The organism is Streptomyces sp. BK340 (genome assembly GCF_007827595.1).
In the GTDB taxonomy this organism is placed as follows: Bacteria; Actinomycetota; Actinomycetes; order Streptomycetales; family Streptomycetaceae; genus Streptomyces.
This window is the reverse complement of record NZ_VISR01000014.1, coordinates 47876-65570: the sequence shown is the minus strand read 5'-3', so window position 1 is coordinate 65570 and position 17695 is coordinate 47876. Positions and strand designations below refer to the sequence as shown.

Sequence of the window (17695 nt, the reverse complement as noted above, 5' to 3'; positions counted from 1 at the left end):
GTGATTACGCCGCCAGCGCCCCCGGCATCACGGCCCGTGGCCCGAACTTCGCCCGGGCCCGGTCCGCGACCTCCTCGATGCGGCGGACCTTCTCGTCAACGGGGTCGAAGGTGAGCTGGTAGGAGGCCTGGCCGGCGGGGGCCAGGCCCTCGGCGCGCAGGGTGAGCGCGCGGACCCGGGCGCGCTGGAGGCCGAGCGCCTCGTACATGCCGTAGGCCGTCCTCGTCAGGGCCGCCGAGTGTGCGGTCGGTTCCCCGAGGGCGCGGCTGCGGGTGGTCGAGGAGCGGTCGGCGTAGCGGACGGTGAGGGCCAGGGAGCGGCAGATCCTGTCCCCCGCACGCAGCCGGGCCCCGAGTTCCTCGGCGGCGGACAGCAGTGCCGTGCGGTGCCGGCCCGGGTCCAGTTCGTCGAGGTCGAAGGAGCGGCCGGCGGCGAGGACGGTGGTCCCCCCGCCGGAGCGAAGCCGGGAGTGGGGCAGGGAGACGGCGTTGGACGCGACCCGCCCCCGGTCGATGCCGCTCGCCTTCTCGCGCAGCTCGCGCCCCGCCTTCGCGCCGATCAGCCGCTGCAGCGTGGACAGGGGCGCGGCGGCGACCAGCCCCAGCGTGTCCAGGCCGTACTCGCACAGGGTGCGGGCGGTCGCCGTACCGACGCCGGGCAGCACGGACACGGGCCGTCCGGCAAGGAAGTCCGCGACGGCGTCCGGCTCCTCGGGCACGGCGCAGGTCACCCCGGGACGGGCGTCGCGCAGCGCCACACGGGCCAGCATCGGCCCCGGTCCGGCACCGATCACGCAGTCGACGCCGTACAGCGCGAGGGCCCGGACCCGGATCACCGAGGCCAGCTCCACGGCGCTGCGCCCGAAGTACCGCTCGGCACCCCGGAGATCGGCCAGCGCCCCGTCCGGGGGCAGGGCCTCCACGACCGGGGTGAACTCCTCCAGCAGCCCGAGCAGCCCGGGCAGGGCCGCCTCGCACATCGGCGGCAGCTGGAAACGTACGCAGAGGATGGTCATCCCGCACTCCCCGGACTCTGGTGCCACAACTTCCGTACCGCTGAAGGCCCTTGTGGGGCCTCCTGACCCGCGGGCCGCAGGTCGGCCCACGGATGCATCTCGTACCCGGTCGGCAGACGGATCCGGCGGCCGCCCGTCGGGTCCTCCCCGTCCGCGCCCTCCCGAACGGGCTCGGCCAGCCGGGCGGCCACCTCGTCGAGACCGCCCTCGGTGCGCAGTTCGACCAGTTCGGCGAGGTTCCAGGCGGCGGAGCCCACCACGCTCAGACTGCGCGGGCCGCGCCGCTGCACCACCCCGCGCACCAGCAGCAGCCAGGAGTGGAAGACGGTGTGCGCGCAGGCGTCGTGCGAGTCGTCGAAGAAGGCGAGGTCGACCAGGCCCGTGCCGTCGTCCAGCGTGCTGAAGATGACCCGCTTGCCGGACCGGATCGGCGGGGTCTGGGTGGCCGCCTTGGCTCCCGCGACCAGCACCGTCTCCCCGTGCCGGGCCTCGCGCAGCCGACGCGCGGACACCACGCCCAGCTCCTCGAGGAACTCCCGGTGGTCGTCCATCAGATTGCGCGAGGCGTCCATGGACAGCACGCCCAGCTCGGCGCTGAGCCGCTCCGCCGAGTTCAGGTCGGGCAGCCCGGCCGAGGCCGTCTCCCTGCCGCCGGCCAGGGGGAGCTGACCACCGCCCCCGCCCCGGGCACCCCGGTGCAGCTCGGTCAGATGCAGCTGCAGATCCCGCCGGTTGGCGCCGAAGGCGTCCAACGCGCCCACCTGTGCGAGGCGCTGGGCGAGGGGACGGCTCGGCCGCGCCCGCTCCCAGAAGTCGAGCAGCGAGGCGTACGGCTGCGCGTCCGCGATCCGCTTCGCCTCGGCCTCGCTGATGCCGTACACGTCGGAGAGCGCGAGCCGCAGCCCCCACACCCCTGATTCAGACACCAGTTCGATCCTGTGGGCCACGCCGGACACGTTCACGTCCAACGGCAGGATCGGCACCCCGCGCCGCCGCGCGTCCGCCAGCAGCAGCCGCTTCGGATACATCCCGGGATCATGTGTGAGCAGCCCGGCGCAGAAGGCCGCCGGGTGATGGGCCTTCAGCCACGCCGACTGGTACGTCGGCACGGCGAAGGCGACCGCATGCGCCTTGCAGAAGCCGTACGACCCGAACGCCTCGACGATCTCCCAGGTCCGCTGGATCGTTTCCGCGTCATACCCGTTGGCCGCCGCCTGCTGCGCGAACCAGACCCGGATCCGCCCCTGCGACTCCGGATCGGACAGCCCGCGCCGCACCGCGTCCGCCTCGGCCCGGCCGCAGCCGGTCATGATGTCGACGATGTGGATGATCTGCTCGTGGAAGACGACGACCCCGTACGTCTCCTTCAGCGGCCCCTCCAGATCCGGGTGCGGATACCGGATCGGCGCCCGCCCGTGCCGTGCCTCGACGAACGGCCGCACCATGTCGGCGGCGACCGGCCCCGGCCGGAACAGCGAGATGTCGACGACCAGGTCGTGAAAGGTGGCCGGCTGGAGCCGCCCCACCAGATCCCGCTGCCCGGGCGACTCGATCTGGAAGCACCCCAGGGTCTCGGCGGACCGGATCAGCCGATACGTCGCCGGGTCGCCCTCCGGCACGGCATCGAGATCGATCCGCTCCCCCGTCGCCCGCTCCACCTCGGCGACCGCGTGCGCCATGGCCGACTGCATCCGTACGCCCAGCACGTCCAGCTTGAGCAGCCCGAGGTCCTCCACGTCCTCCTTGTCGAACTGCGACATGGGGAACCCCTCGCCGCTGGTCGGCACGACCGGCGTACGGGCGAGCAGCGAGGCATCGGACAGGAGCACCCCGCACGGATGCATGGCGATTCCGCGCGGCAGGGCGTCGAGGGCCTCGACCAGCTCCCACATCCCGTCGTAGCGCGCACCCTCCTGCTGAAGCTCCCCCGCCAGCCGCTTCAGCTCGGGCAGCTCCTCCAGCGCGGCACGGGCGTCCCGGGCCCGGATGTGCGGGAAGGACTTGGCGATGCGATCGATGTCGGCGGGGTCCATGGACAGGGCGGCCCCGACATCACGAATCGCGTGCCGCACCCGATAGGTCTCCGGCATGGCGACGGTCGCGACCCGCTCGGTGCCGAACCGGCCGATGATCGCGCGGTAGACCTCCAGCCTGCGCGCGGACTCCACGTCGATGTCGATGTCGGGCAGGGCGAGGCGGCGCTTGGACAGGAAGCGCTCCATCAGCAGCCCGTGCTCGACCGGATCGGCGTGCGCGATCCCGAGCAGATGATTGACGAGGGAGCCGGCACCGGACCCGCGGGCGGCCACCCGGATCCCCATGCCCCTTACGTCGTCCACCACTTGGGCAACCGTCAGGAAATAGGAGGCGAAGCCGTGATGGGCGATGACGTCCAGCTCGTCGTTCATCCGTGCCCAGTACTCCCGGCGGTCGGCATAGCCGCGCAGCACCATGCCCGCGGCGGCCCGCGAGGCGAGCGCCCGCTGGGCGGTACGACGCCCGGCACCGACCAGATGCGCCTCGGGGAAATGAACGCTCCCCATGCCGAGGTCGTCCTCGGGATCGACCAGACACTCGGCGGCCGTGGCCCGGGTCTGCTCCAGCAGCCGGTGAGCGGTGTCGCGCCGGTAGCCGGCCGCCTCCACCACCCGCTCGGCGACCCGCAGCATGGCCTGCGCGTCCTTCAGCCAGGCCTCACCCGAGTCCAGCTCCTTACGAGGATCGATCGGAACCAGCCGACGAGCGGCATCCAGTACGTCGGCGACCGGCCCCTGACCGGGATCGGCGTACCGCACCGCGTTGCTGAGCACGGGCCGGACCCGCTGTTCGGCGGCGAAGCCGACCGTACGGGCGGCCAGCCGCAGAGAGCCGGGCCCCGTACCTTCACGACCGTGCCAGACGGCCTCCAGGCGCAGCGCGTCACCGTAGACCTCACGCCAGGGGACGAGCAGTTTCGCGGCCCGGTCGGGACGCCCCGCGGCAAGAGCGCGTCCCACATCGGAGCCGGGCCCCAGCAGCACACTCAAACCGTCGCCGCGATTGCCGTCCCAGGGCAGCAACGGCGCGCCCTCGCCCTCGTGGGCCGCCGTGACGATCCCGCACAGATCGGCCCAGCCACGGGCACCGTCCCGGGCGAGGAAGGTCACCCGCGCTGCCGACTCGTCGACAAAGGCACCACCGCGCACCGGAGCCCGCCGCCGCTCACGCCGCGCGACCACCGGCTCGCCCACCGCGAGATTCACGCCGAACAACGGACGGACCCCGGCCTTGGCGCACGCCTTGGCGAACCGCACCGCGCCCGCAAGGGTGTCGCGGTCGGTGAGGGCGAGAGCGTCCATGCCCCGCTCCGAGGCACGCTCGGCGAGCCGCTCCGGGTGCGAGGCCCCGTATCGCAGGGAGAACCCGGAGACGGTGTGCAGATGCGCGAAGCCCGGCACACGCACCTCCCGCACTCGTGAGCCCCGAACGACTCTCGAACATCTGTTCCCACCCCCACCATACCTCCATTCCCGAACAAGTGTGCGACATCCGTTCGAGCGCCTCTCACCTGCGCGGATGCCGCCGAGGACCGCACCCGAGCGGGCCGCCACAGGCATGAGACAGCGAGTCCCGCCCCACACACGGGACGGGACTCGGCGAAGCGGAAGCCGGGGCGTCAGCCGATCTGCGCCCCCGTGGCCGAGAGCGCCTCGGTGACCGGCTGGAAGAAGGTCTGGCCACCGGAGGTGCAGTCACCGCTGCCGCCGGAAGTCAGCCCGATCGCGCTGCTGCCGGAGAACAGCGAGCCACCGCTGTCGCCGGGCTCGGCGCACACGTCGGTCTGGATCAGACCGCTGACGGTGCCCTCGGAGTAGTTGACGGTGGCGTTCAGTCCGGTGACCGTGCCGTCGTGCACCTTGGTGGTCGAGCCGCTCCGGGTGACCTTCATACCGACGGTGGCCTCGGCCGCGCCGGTGATCTGCTGGGCGGACCCGTTGTAGAGGTCGACCTCGCTCGGGTGATCCACGCCCGAGGTGTACTTGACCAGCCCGAAGTCGTTGCCCGGGAAGCTGGACTGCGCGTTCTTGCCGATGACGTCGCCGGAGGAGTCCGACCAGGTGGAGATGGCCTCGGTGCAGTGCCCCGCGGTCAGGAAGTACGGCTGCCCGTCCTTGACCACGTTGAAGCCGAGCGAGCAACGCCCACCCGATCCCGTGATGGCGTCGCCACCGGCGACGAAGGCCTTGAACTCACCCTTCGACCGCCTCAGTTCGGCCTTGGCCCCGAGCCCGTCGACGGCCTTGCCGAGCTTCGCCCACTCGCCCGCGGACACCGTCCTGTCCGCCGTGACGACGACCTTGTCGGTGACCGGGTCGGTCGCCCACGAGGTGCCGGGAATGGTGGCGTCCCTCTTCAACACCGCCCGTGCGCTGTCGAGTTCGGCCAGCGAGTGGGCGACGATTCTGGCCTTGGCGCCGGCCGCCCGGACGGACCTGGCGGCGGTGGCGTCGAGCACGTTGACGACGAGGCTCTTGGTCCGGGCGTCGTAGTAGCTGCCCGCGGTGTCGGACCCGAGGTCCTTGACCAGCGCCGAGGCGAGCTTTCCGGCCGCCGGAACGGACAGAACCCGCGCCTCCGGGGCGGACTTGGCGGGCTCGCTGGCGTTCGCAGTCTGGAAGGTGACACCCGCGGCGACCAGTGCGGCGATTCCCGCGCCGGTCACGACGGCCCGCCGCCCGGGTATGCGTCGGTGCTGCAACTCACGTCCTCCTGTGGGGGGTCGGCCCGGGAGGTTGTGGGGACCTCGAGGGCCGGAAGGCTGGTTGACGGGCGCCCACTCTTCCGAACCGCACAGGGAGCACACAAGGTCGACTTCAGGACGCGCGCACGAAGTGACCGCACACCCCGGCGGACTTGGGCGCACGACGGTCACCCCAGGGAATTCGCATTGCAAACACTACGCGCGAGTAACCAGTCGGCGGACAGTGACGGTTGCCCCTGGCCGGAATGCAACCTTCCCCGGACCGGAACGAGCCCCCGCACGCAACCGTGCGGGGGCTCGCGGAGGGACTGACTCAGGGAAGGGTCACACCGTAGTAGCTCAGCGCCTCGGTGACCGGCTGGAAGAACGTCGTACCGCCGGAGGTGCAGTTGCCGCTGCCGCCGGAGGTCAGACCGTAGGCCACGCTGCCCGCGTAGAGCGGACCGCCGCTGTCACCGCCCTCGGCGCAGACCGTGGTCTGGATCAGGCCGTAGACGATGTCACCGCTGCCGTAGTTGACGGTCGCGTTCAGCGCGGTGACCCGCCCGCTGTGCGTACCGGTGGTGGAACCACGCCGGTAGACGGTCGTGCCCACGGACGGAGTGGCCGCACTGCTGATGGTCTGGCTGCCCACGGCACTCGGGTGCGCGATCGAGGAGTTGGTGTAGCGCACCAGCGCGAAGTCGTTGCCCGGGAAGCTGTAGCCGACGTTCGTGCCCAGCGTCGTGGTGTGGCCGGAGTTGCTGTACCAGGTCGAGGCGACCTCGCCGCAGTGGCCGGCGGTCAGGAAGTAGTACGTGTTGCCGCTGCGCACGTTGAAGCCGAGCGAGCAGCGGTAGGAGCCGCCGTAGATGGCGTCGCCGCCGCTGATCAGCTTGTTGAACTTGCCGGACGTGTGCTTGATGGTCAGCGCGCTCGCGTCGGCGCCGGCCTGCCGCTTGATCTTGGCGATCTCGGCCTTGGAGACCGTGCTGTCGACGGTGACGACGACACGGTTGGTCCTGGCGTCCACCGCCCAGGCCGTGCCGGCGATGTCGGCCTTGAGGACGGAGTCGCTCGCCTTGGTGAGCTGGGCGGCGCTGAACGTGTGGGCGTCGCTGGCGTTCGCGGTGGGGGCGGCGAACGCCGCCGCGGCCAGGAAGCCGGTGGCCACGGCGATCAGCCGGGTCCGTCTTGCGATACCGCTGCGGGGAGTGGTGCGCTTGATCCTCACGTTTCGTTCCCTCCCAGGGGAAGTCGGGGGCCCGCGTGGGGTCGGGGCCCGTGAGGCGCAGCCAGGGACCGGTCCTGGGTTCCGAACACGCATGCCCCTGACAAGCGCTGAGGGGGAGTATTCGGCCGAACGGCCGGTAGGCACAAGGGTGCCTTTCGGCCGTCAACATTTGAACCACCTGCCCACACCACCCCCCTGACGTCAGCTCAGGACGCGCTCCCCCGCCTCGATCGCCACGTCCAGCCGGTTGCCCGGCGGCGGGAAGGGGCAGATGAAGTGACCGGCGAAGGCGCACGGCGGGAGCTGGGCGCGGTTGAAGTCGACCGTGGTACGGCCCTCGGCGTCCGGTGCCTGCGGGAACAGGAACCGGAAGCGGAAGCTGGTGTCACCGCCGGTGGCGTCGCCGAACACCGCCCACAGCCGGCCGTCGCCCTGCTGCGCGACCTGGAGCGTGAGATCACTTCCGGCCAGGGTGAAGGCGAGTTCCCCCGCGAGGGCGAGCCCGCGCTCCCGTCCGTCCGCGTTGCCGACCCGCACGGTGCGCGTGCCGTCGTACGGCGTGAAGCGCCCCGGCACCGACCAGCGCGGGTCGTACGGGGTTGCCTCGATGCCCTGGAAGGCGCGGCGGGCCTCGGCGGCGGGATCGTAGACCCGCACTCCCCACACGTCCTCGCGGACCAGCACGACCAGCCGCTTCTCACCCAGCGCGACCCGCGACTCGTCCTCCGGCCCGAGGTCGGCCGCGAGGTGGACCTCGCCGGCGAAGGGCCGGCCGTCCAGGGTCAGCCCGTCGCCCTCGGCGGCGGCGAGCACCACCCCGTCACCATCCGCCACCCACGTCCCGGGAATGTCCGGAAGTCGCCCCTCCGGATAGTCCTCGACCCAGTGCGTGGCGGTCAGCGCGAGCGGCCCATAGGGCGCCGAGATCCTCTCCACGCGCTGCTCGTGCCACCGCTTCCATGCGTCCGGTGCGTCGCCGGTCATACGATCCGTTCCTTTCATACGCGCCCGACCGTCCCACGGCGGGTCGGGCAGCCCGAGGTGTGAGCACGGGGTTGTGCCCCGGTATTCCGTGCGTACTGGTCCAGGCCCAGGTGCTCGCGCAGGGTGCTGCCCGGGTAGAAGGTGCGGAACAGGCCGCGGTGCTGGAGCAGCGCCACCGTGCCGTTGACCAGCCGCTCCAGGTCACGGCGCGGCTCGACGGGCACGAGGTGGAAGCCGTCGGTGACGTCCGCCGCGTGCCAGGCGGCGATCAGCTCCGCGAGGTCGACGGGACCGCCCCGGTACAGCGGACCCTGCGCGGTGGGCCGGGGCCCGCCTCCGCCGTGCCCGGGCTCGGCCGCGTACTCGCCGTCGCCGAGGTCGACGAGCAGGCTCACCAGGACGCGCAGGGCACCCGGATTCCTGCCGAACTCCTCAGCCTGGTCCCGCAGCTGTCTGCGCAAGGCGCCGGCCTGCGTGGGATCGGCGACCCGGACCAGGGCCACGTCGGCGTACCGCGCCGCGGTGGAGCGGGCCGGTGCCGCGGTGGCGTCGACCACGAGGGTGGGGTGGCGGCGCTGCGGAGGCCGGGGCAGCTCAGGGTCTCGGCGCCGCATGCCGTCCTCCCCGCTGTCCCACAACCGCCCGACCTCCTCGGCGACTTCGCCCGCCTCCTGCCACAGCAACGCAGCCGGGGCGGCGTGCCTTCGCCCGGAGAGGCGGGCCTCGTCCTCCGTGGCGGACACGTCGATCCGCCAACCGGCCCTGCCGCGGCCTGCCCGGTCGAGGGAGGCGAGGGCGGACCGGACTCGGAAGGGCTCGGTGTGCGCGGTCGCGACGGCGATGGCGGGGACCAGCCCGATCCGCCGGGTGGCGGACGCCACGCGCGACAGCACGGCGAGCGCGTCGGGCCCGGGACACGCGTCGGACCCGGGGCGCACCTCGGGTGCCGGGCGCACATCGGACCCGGGGCGCACCTCAGGTGCCGAGCGCCCGTCGGGCCCTGAGTGCGCGAAGGAGTCGTCCAGCGTCACGAAATCGAGCCCACCGCGCTCGGCGAGCTGCGCCAGCTCTACGCAGGAGGCGGCGTCGAGCGAGCCCGGCTGATCGACGGCGGCGGCAAGATGCAGCAGTCCACGCCCGTACCGCCCGCTCACGGCACCGTAACCAAAGGCCACCACTCCCTCCCTCACAGCACCTTCGCCAGGAACGCCCGAGTCCGCTCCTCCTGCGGAGCGCCCAGCACCTCGTCCGGCGGCCCGGCCTCGACGACCTTCCCGTCGGCCATGAACACCACCGTGTCGGCGACCTCACGGGCGAAGGCGATCTCGTGCGTGACGACGATCATCGTCGTGCCCTGGTGCGCCAAGTCCCGTATGACGTCCAGGACTTCACCGACCAGCTCGGGATCCAGCGCCGAGGTCGGCTCGTCGAACAGCAGCAGCTTCGGCTCCAGCGCGAGCGCACGCGCGATGGCGACCCGCTGCTGCTGACCGCCGGACAGCTGCCGGGGGTAGGTGCCGGCCCTGTCGGCGAGCCCCACCCGCTCCAGCAGCCGGCGTGCCCGTTCCACGGCCTCCTTCCGGGGCCGCTTCAGCGCGGACACCGGTGCCTCGATGACGTTGTCGAGGACGGTGAGGTGCGGAAAGAGGTTGAAGTTCTGGAAGACGAAGCCGATGTGCGTGCGCTGCTTCAGCACCTCGCGCTCGGGCAGTTCGTACAGCTTGTCGCCGCTGCGCCGGTAGCCGATCAGCGAGCCGTCCACGCTGATCGTGCCCCGGTCCACCTTCTCCAGGTGGTTGATGGTGCGCAGCAGTGTGGACTTGCCGGAACCGGAGGGGCCGAGGACGACGGCGACCTCGCCGGCCCGCACCTGCAGGTCGATGCCCTTGAGGACGTCGAGCGAGCCGAAGGCCTTGTGCACCGACCTGATGTCGACCATGACGCTCATCGCGCGAACTCCTTGACAGGTGAGGCACTCAGGAAGGCCAGCGCGGCCCGCGCCGTCGCGTCGTTCTGCCGGAACGCGGGCCCGCCGGTGCGTGGCCGGGTGAAGACGCCGGGCGTGCGGGCGTCGGTGAACGGGCCGAGCGCGAAGCGCCGTGGATGCGGCCGGCCGGCCCCGTCGAGGATCCGGCCGTCGGCGGGGTCGACGCGCAGCAGCCCGCCGGGGGTCTCGGCGGCCCCCTCGGCGTGCAGCTCCCGCAGCAGGGTGTCGCGGGCCCGTCCCACGGTCGGCTCGGGCAACCGGGCCTCCACCAGCGCCCGCGCCTCGACGGAGTGTCCCGGCACGGTGGGACTGGAGGCCCGGAACACCCCGTCCTCGGCGGTGACGGTCATGTCGGCGCCGACGAACCGCAGGATCCCGGCCCGGGACAGGGCGAGCAACTGCCGCAGCCGGGGGCCGGGCGGCCCGGACGCCAGGTAGCTGAAGAAGCCGTGCCACCAGGGACCGATGTTCCCGAGCCGCACCAGTTGCCCGTAGACGGACAGCAGCCCGAGGAAGACTCCCAGGTCGGCGCTGTGCGCCGGATCGTGACGACGGCTCAGGTCACTCTCGACGTAGCCGCGCAGGCCCTCCTGGAACTCCTCGTGCGAGGCGTACCGCACCCCGTCGAGCGGGTGGTCGAGCGCGGCGAGGTCGAGGCGGTCCGCCGGGTCGGGCACGGCGGTGGCGACGAGCGCCGCGGTCTCGACGGGGTCGGCGGCGGCCGCGTACCTCTCCTCGAAGTCGGCCCAGGTCATCGCCGTACGCTCGGCGTGGGCGGTGAACAGCCGGTGGTAGTGGGCGAAGCCCAGCTCCTTCTCCACCAGTGGCCACACATCGCGCCGGAAGTCGAAGCCGCCCGGCCTGGCCAGCAGCGCCTCGACCTCGGGCGGGCCGAGGAAGCGGGGCAGCGCGGGCCTGGGGCCGGTCCAGTCGTAGCCGATCTTCGCGTGGTACGGCACTCCGCGCCGCGAGCCGACGTAGAGCACCGGCTCACGGCCCGAGGGGACGTAGGTGTCACCCTCGTAGCGCCCGCCCCGCCCCTCGGTGAGCAGCACCATCAGGTCGACGAAGGCCAGCCCGAAGCCGCGTACCAGGACGGGTTCGCCGGCCTTCAGCGGGGACAGGTCGCTGTCGGCGGTGAAGTCGGGCGGCAGGTGGACCAGGCCGTGTTCCCGCGCGTACGCGGCCGGCTCGGCCAGGTCCGGGTCGGGCTCCGAGTCGAGGTGTCCGAGCGCGAGGACGACCAGGTCGGCGAGCAGGGGACGCGGACGGCCCTCCAGCCACACCTGCTGGCGCCCTTCGCGCGAGCCGGACACCCGCAGGGCGCGCCGGGGATGGTGGTGGACGGTGACGCCCGGGGGCAGCTCGGCGACGGCCCGCTCGTACACCCAGCTCAGATAGCGGCCCTGCAGCTGCCGGTCGGCGAAGGTGCGGCCGTCCAGCCGCGCCCATTCGTGCAGGGTGGGGCCCTCCCGCACCGGACCGGCCATCTGCACCGTCCCGTCGGTGAACATGGTGACGTCCTCGGCGTGCGAGTTCATCCACAGCAGCGGCGACTGGGCCGCGCGCCAGATGCGTCCGCCGCCCGGCGGATGGGGGTCGACCAGATGGATGTCGAGGCCCGAACCGGCGTACAGCTCGGGTGCGTTGGCGGCGATCCGCTCGAGGAGTCCGGTCCCCCGCGGCCCGGCTCCGACGATCACCAGCTGCGGCCTCATCGGGCGGACTCCGTCCCGCGCGCGTAGTGCTTCTCGACGTAGTACTGCCCGACGCCGAGGACCGAGGTGACGATGGTGTACCAGAGGGTGGCGACCATCAGCAGCGGGATGACCTGGTAGGTGCGGTGGTAGATCAACTGGGTCGAGAACAGCAGGTCGTTGACGGCGATGACGCTGACGATCGAGGTGCCTTTGAGGGCGCCGATCAGCATGTTCCCGGCGGGCGGCACGATGGAGCGCATGGCCTGCGGCAGCACGATCCGCCGCCGGCGCCGCCATCGGCTCAGGCCGAGCGCCTGGGCGGCCTCGATCTGCCCGCGGTCGACGGAGAGGATGCCGCCCCGGACGACCTCGGCGGCGTAGGCGGCCTCGTGCAGGGTGAGGCCGATCACGGCCACAGCGACGGGGCTGAGCAGGTTGACGGTCTTCACCCCGAGGATCTGCGGGTACAGCGCCCCGATGTTGAACCAGAGCAGCAGCTGCACCAGGATCGGGATCGACCGGAAGAGCCAGACGTACCCCCAGCTGACCGCCCGCAGGACGGGGTTGGCGGAGAGCCGGAAGCCGGCGAGCAGGGCTCCGAGGGCGAAGCCGAGGACCATGACGACGGCGGTCAGCCACAGGGTGAGCCACAGTCCGCGCAGGACGGAGTCCGAGGTGAAGTAGTCGGCGACGACGTTCCACTGGAACGCCTGGTTGCGCAGCACCGAGTTGACGGCGAGCCCGAGCAGCACCAGGACGGCGACGGCCGCCGTCCACTGGCCGAGCCGGCGCCGCGGGACGATCGTCAGGGCATCCGCGGGCCCGGGAATCTCCGGTGCGGCGGGGAGCTTGGCGAGGGTGTCGGAAGACATGGGAAGGCTCCGTGACGGTGGGTGCCTTCACACGGGCGCGCCGTGCGGCGCGCTTACGGCCGAGCCCCTCAGCAGGGCCGTCCGTCGAGAGTACGTGGGCGTTTCCCGGCGCTGTCAAGGCCGTCCACACTGTGAGCCGCACGTCTCAACTCAGTTGACGCAGAACCGGATGCCTGTTCCACTTGCCCCATGCATCCACAGCAGTGGCTGGTCACCCGCTCCCACATCGACTTCGGTCGCGTGTGGTCCTCCTCCTGTTGAGCTGACCCCCTGCGCGCCCGCCCATGAGCGGGCTCCTGCGCTCTCCCTGCTTTTTCCTTCTCCTCGGCTGCCTTTCTCCTCAGCCCTCTTTCTCCTTCGCCTTCACACGCGCACCCCTCCCCTCGCGCCTCTTCACGCCTTCCGCTCCCAGGAGACCGCTCGATGCCTGCCCGTCGCCTTTTCCTGCCCTTCGCCGCCATCACGTCGGCCGCCCTGCTGCTCACCGCCTGCGGCTCCGGGTCCGGCGGCCCGGGCGGGACAGCGGCCGCCGACGTGGCGGCCGGGTCCGGCGAGGTGCCCACCACGGACGTGGTCTCCGCCGTCAAAAAGGACGACGCGGCGGCGAAGTTGCTGCCGGCGGGCGTCAAGAGTCTCACCGTCGCGGTCAGCGTCGGCGGCACCCCGCCCGGCACCACCTACCTGAACGACGGCAAGACCCTGACCGGCCAGGACGTCGACTTCACCAGAGCGGTCGCCAAGGTGCTCGGCATCGGACTCAAGGTGGAGCAGGCGAGCTTCGAGGCGATCCTGCCCGCCCTGGACAGCGGCAAGTACGACTTCGGGGCGAGCAACTTCGGCGTCACCGACGAACGCCGCAGGACCATCGACTTCGTCACCTACGTCAACGACGGCCAGGGCTTCGCCACCCGCAAGGACAGCAAACTGTCCAGAATCACCGACCTCGGGCAACTGTGCGGCCTCGATGTGGCCACCAGTGCCGGTACGACCTTCGAGGCCACGCTGGAGGAGAACAAGCACGTGTGCGCCGACGCGGGCAAGAAGGCGTACCAGGTGCAGACGTACTCCGAGGAGGGCGCGATCTGGTCCTCCCTGCAGCAGGGCCGCAGCGACGTCGTGATGTCCACGATCAACGGCCTGCGCTACGCCGTGGCCCACCAGCAGGGCCTTAAGTTCCTCAACGAGTACCACCGCCTGGACGTCGGCTTCGCCTTCAAGAAGGGCACGAGGCTGGCCCCGGCCTTCCGGGCGGCGGTGAACCGGCTGATCGACGACGGCACGTACGGCAGGATTCTGAAGAAGTGGGGGACGACGGGCTCGTCGATCGCCGAGTCCCGGATCAGCCCGCCGGAGCTGAAGAACTGACGTTCATTCACCCGTACGCTCCGTGCATCACCCATCCGCGCCCGACAATCATATTTCACTCACAGTCAGCAGCCGTATGAGTCAAGACCCTTGGGGCACAAGGACTCTCGACGGATCGTCTCTGCACCAGTACCGTCACAAACCCCCCGCGCGGCGTCTATCCACTTGGCGCGCCGTCCGCATCATGGATGACCATAGGGATGCGGAAGCAAGAAGGACTGCTGTGAGAGGAGGCGTCCATGGGATCGGTACGCAAGGCGAGTGCGTGGCTCGGCCTCGTCGACGACAACGATGACGAGCGCTACTACGACGACGACTACTCCGAGGGCGCCGAGTCCGGGGACGCCTGGGTCACGGACCCGCGGGTGAAGGTGGCCACGGACACGGCCGAGGAGAAGGGCCGCCGGATCGGCACGGTCACCCCGGACAGCTTCCGGGACGCCCGCGCGATCGGCGAGCTGTTCCGGGACGGGGTCCCGGTCATCATGAACCTCACGGTGATGGAGCCCGCCGACGCCAAGCGCGTGGTGGACTTCGCGGCCGGGCTGACCTTCGGTCTGCGGGGCACGATCGAGCGGGTGGCCAACCGGGTCTTCCTGCTGACCCCCGCGAACACGGAGATCATCAGCGGTGAGCCTGCGGCGCGCCGCGAGGACGGCTTCTTCAACCAGAGCTGAGGCAGGGCCGCTCACCGGCCCTGCCTCGGCCCCGAGGGGTCAGCGGAAGGCGTCGAGCCCGGTGAGCGCCTTGCCCAGCACGAGCTGGTGCATCTCGACGGTGCCCTCGTAGGTGAGCACCGACTCGAGGTTGGTCGCGTGCCGCATCACGGGGTACTCGAGGGAGATCCCGTTGGCACCGAGGATCGTCCGCGCCGTACGGCAGATCTCGATGGCCTCGCGGACGTTGTTGAGCTTGCCGAAGCTGATCTGCTCGGGACGCAGGCGGCCGGCGTCCATCCGCCGCCCCAGATGGTGGGCGAGCAGGATTCCCTTGTGCAGTTCGACCGCCATGTCGGCGAGCTTGGCCTGGGTGAGCTGGAAGCCGCCGATGGGCCGCCCGAACTGCTCCCGCGTCTTCGCGTACTCCAGGGCCGCCTCGAAGCTGCTGCGCGCCGCGCCCATCGCTCCCCAGACGATGCCGTAGCGGGCGTGCGACAGACAGCCGAGCGGTCCGCGCAGGCCGGTGACCTCGGGCAGCACGGCGGTGGCGGGCAGCCGTACGTCGTCCATGACGAGTTCGCTGGTGACCGAGGCCCGCAGGGACCACTTGTGCTTGATCTCGGGCGCCGAGAAGCCGGGGCGGTCGGTCGGTACGACGAACCCGCGGATGCCGTCCTCGGTCTGCGCCCAGACGACGGCCACGCCGGCCACGGACCCGTTGGTGATCCACATCTTGCGGCCGTTGAGGATCCAGTCGTCGCCGTCGCGCTTGGCGTGGGTGCGCATGGAGGCGGGGTCGGAGCCGTGGTCGGGCTCGGTGAGCCCGAAGCAGCCGATCACCTCGCCGGAGGCCATCCGGGGCAGCCACTCCTGCTTCTGCTCCTCGCTGCCGAACCGGTGGATCGCGTACATGGCGAGCGAGCCCTGCACGGAGACGAGTGACCGAATGCCCGAGTCGGCGGCCTCCAGTTCGAGACAGGCGAGGCCGTACTGCACGGCGGACGCGCCCGCGCAGCCGTACCCGGTGAGCGACATGCCGAGGGCGCCGATCCCGCCGAGTTCGCGCGCGAGTTCCCTGATGCCGGGCAGCTCGCCCTTCTCGTACCAGTCGGCGACGTAGGGCAGCACGCGGTCGGCCGCCCAGCTGCGGACCGTGTCCCGTACGGCCAGGTCCTCCGGTTCCAGGAGGTCGTCGATCCCGAGCGGGTCGGCGGCGTCGAACGGGGGCAACTTCGCGGACATGGAACACCCTCCGGCACACTGAGGCACGGTGAAAACTAGCAACGCTAGTTACGCTGTGCGGCCGACGTTACGGCGCGGCGTCCCGCACGTCCAGAGCCGCCACGGCGACCCTCGGCTTCTCGGCCCCCCGCGGGGCCGGCAGCTCCACCCCGGCGGACTCCTCCCCGGGCTCCTCCCCGCACTGCATGATCCGGGGCAGCCGCAGCGCCATCACCGCACCCAGCAGCAACAGGCCCGCGCTCACCAGCAGGGTCACATGCAGTCCGTGCACGAAGGAGTCCCGCGCCGCCCGGCGCAGCGCGGCCCCCACGGGCCCGCCGAGCCGCCCGGCGACGTCGTAGGCCTCGCCCAGCGAGTGGCCCGCCGCGTCCGACGCGTGCGGGGGCACGCCCGGCACCGACGCGAGACCGGGTGCGTAGGCCGCGTTCATCACGCTGCCGAGCAGCGCGATCCCGATCCCGGCGCCGAGCTGGTACGACGTCTCGCCGATCGCCGCGGCCCCGCCGGCCTGGTCGGCCGGGGCCTCGCTCAGCATCGACTCGTACGCCCCGAAGAGGGTCGTCTCCAGGCCGAAGCCGAGCAGGACGAAGCCGAACAGCAGCAGGCCCGCGTTGTCGGTCGCGCCCATCGCGGTCAGCGTCAGGACGGCCGCGGCGGTGAGACAGAAGCCGAAGCACACCATCCGGCGCGGTCCGAAGCGGCGCAGCATCCGCGCACCCGCGAGGCCCGCCGCCATGGCCGCGACGGTCAGGGGCAGCAGCCTCAGGCCCGTCTCCAGCGGCGACAGACCGAGCACCAGCTGGAGGTACTGGGCGGCGATCAGCTCCAGGCCGACCAGCGCGAGCATCGCCAGCACGATGCAGCCGACCGAGGTGCTGAACGCCGGCCGCCGGAACATCCGCAGGTCCACCAGCGGGTGCGAGCGCCGGCCCTGCCGCCGTACGAAGAAGAAGAGGAGCGCCGCGCCCACCACCAGCGGCACCAGCGTGAACGGGCTCGCCGGCGACTGACCGCCGCCGAGCTGCTTCACGCCCAGCACGACCCCGAACAGACCGACCGCCGCCATCAGTGCGCCGACCACGTCCCACGGGCCGCCCCGGTCGCCGCGCGACTCGGGCAGCAGCAGCCGGCCGACCGGCAGGCTGACGAGCATCAGCGGGATGTTGACGAGGAAGACCGCACCCCACCAGAAGTGCTCCAGCAGGAAGCCGCCGAGCAGCGGACCGACCGCCGCGCCGACGGCCGCGACCGCGCTCCAGATGCCGATGGCCAGCGCGCGCTCGCGCCGGTCCGGGAAAACCTGGCGGAGGATCGACAGGGTCGCGGGCATGATCATCGCGCCGCCGACGCCGAGCAGCGCCCGGGCGAGGATCAGCATCTCGGCGGTCTGCGCCAGAGCGGCCACGGCGGAGGCGACGCCGAAGAGGGCGTAGCCGAGGAGGAGGATGCGCCTGCGGCCGACCCGGTCGCCCAGGGTGCCGAACAGGATCAACAGGGAGGCGCAGACCAGCGGGTAGACGTCGACGATCCAGAGCAGCTCTATCGCGCCGGGCCTGAGGTCCTCGGTGACGGCGGGGACCGCCACGTGCAGCACGGTCGCGTCGAGGGCGACGAGCAGCAGGCTGACGCAGAGGACGACGAGGACGACCCAGCGGTTTGCACCGGCCCCGGTCGCCCGACGGCGCAGCCGTACGGCAGCCGTGGTCGTCCCGGACATGTACGTACCTCCCAGATGATCCCTCGCGAGCGGCGGATCGGCGGGGTGGGGACTCCCCGTCGTAACGGCCGGAGAGGAGCGGCGTCTCCGGCCCGCGCAAACCCACGCGAGTGACTCGTCAGCGTACGCGAGTTCACCGCGGGGCCACGTGGCGGACCTCTCACACGCAGGACCGAACCCGTGTGGCGTACGCCACTGCG

At 71.7% G+C, this 17695-nt stretch carries 13 protein-coding genes; 2 read left to right on the top strand and 11 right to left on the bottom strand.

Annotation, left to right across the window (positions count from 1 at the left end; all coding sequences use genetic code 11):
- Positions 1-4: 4 nt before the first annotated feature.
- The 9 genes from FB157_RS24005 to FB157_RS23965 form a co-directional block, all read right to left on the bottom strand.
- On the bottom strand, positions 5-1015 hold the full coding sequence (locus FB157_RS24005) for a DNA polymerase thumb domain-containing protein (protein ID WP_145882687.1): 1011 nt from the start codon (positions 1013-1015) through the stop codon (positions 5-7).
- Positions 1012-4452, bottom strand: a complete 3441-nt coding sequence (locus FB157_RS24000; protein WP_145882686.1) for a DNA polymerase III subunit alpha — start codon at positions 4450-4452, stop codon at positions 1012-1014. Before FB157_RS24000 ends, FB157_RS24005 begins: the two co-directional genes overlap by 4 nt.
- A 218-nt stretch (positions 4453-4670) precedes the next feature.
- Positions 4671-5753, bottom strand: coding sequence for a S1 family peptidase (locus tag FB157_RS23995; protein WP_145882685.1), 1083 nt, complete (start codon positions 5751-5753; stop codon positions 4671-4673).
- A 316-nt stretch (positions 5754-6069) separates the two neighbouring features.
- Positions 6070-6969, bottom strand: coding sequence for a S1 family peptidase (locus FB157_RS23990; RefSeq protein ID WP_145882684.1), 900 nt, complete (start codon positions 6967-6969; stop codon positions 6070-6072).
- Positions 6970-7170: 201 nt separating this feature from the next.
- Entirely contained in the window at positions 7171-7953 is a 783-nt protein-coding gene (locus FB157_RS23985) for a DUF1684 domain-containing protein (RefSeq protein WP_145882683.1), read from the bottom strand.
- Positions 7954-7967: 14 nt separating this feature from the next.
- The gene (locus FB157_RS23980) at positions 7968-9107 is read right to left on the bottom strand and encodes an LLM class flavin-dependent oxidoreductase (protein WP_145882836.1); all 1140 of its coding nucleotides are present in this window, start codon (positions 9105-9107) and stop codon (positions 7968-7970) included.
- Between the two features lie 32 nt (positions 9108-9139).
- A complete protein-coding gene (locus FB157_RS23975; protein ID WP_145882682.1) occupies positions 9140-9901 on the bottom strand; it encodes an amino acid ABC transporter ATP-binding protein in 762 nt (253 codons plus the stop codon).
- On the bottom strand, positions 9898-11658 hold the full coding sequence (locus FB157_RS23970) for an FAD/NAD(P)-binding domain-containing protein (protein ID WP_145882681.1): 1761 nt from the start codon (positions 11656-11658) through the stop codon (positions 9898-9900). The genes FB157_RS23975 and FB157_RS23970 overlap by 4 nt, the downstream gene beginning before the upstream one ends.
- Positions 11655-12512 carry an amino acid ABC transporter permease gene (locus FB157_RS23965; protein ID WP_145882680.1) on the bottom strand — a complete coding sequence of 286 codons (858 nt, stop codon included), beginning with the start codon at positions 12510-12512 and terminating at the stop codon, positions 11655-11657. The genes FB157_RS23970 and FB157_RS23965 overlap by 4 nt, the downstream gene beginning before the upstream one ends.
- 423 nt (positions 12513-12935) lie before the next feature.
- On the opposite strand from FB157_RS23965, the gene FB157_RS23960 reads away from it, so the two are divergent.
- Complete coding sequence (locus FB157_RS23960; protein WP_186581659.1) at positions 12936-13877, top strand: ABC transporter substrate-binding protein; 942 nt, start codon at positions 12936-12938, stop codon at positions 13875-13877.
- A 239-nt stretch (positions 13878-14116) separates the two neighbouring features.
- Positions 14117-14554 (top strand): cell division protein SepF, encoded by a 438-nt coding sequence (locus FB157_RS23955; protein ID WP_145882679.1) that lies wholly within the window; start codon positions 14117-14119, stop codon positions 14552-14554.
- A 39-nt stretch (positions 14555-14593) separates the two neighbouring features.
- On the opposite strand, the gene FB157_RS23950 is transcribed toward FB157_RS23955, so the two are convergent.
- A complete protein-coding gene (locus tag FB157_RS23950) occupies positions 14594-15778 on the bottom strand; it encodes an acyl-CoA dehydrogenase family protein (RefSeq protein WP_145882678.1) in 1185 nt (394 codons plus the stop codon).
- A gap of 67 nt (positions 15779-15845) precedes the next feature.
- Positions 15846-17495 carry an MFS transporter gene (locus FB157_RS23945; protein ID WP_145882677.1) on the bottom strand — a complete coding sequence of 550 codons (1650 nt, stop codon included), beginning with the start codon at positions 17493-17495 and terminating at the stop codon, positions 15846-15848.
- Positions 17496-17695 lie beyond the last annotated feature (200 nt).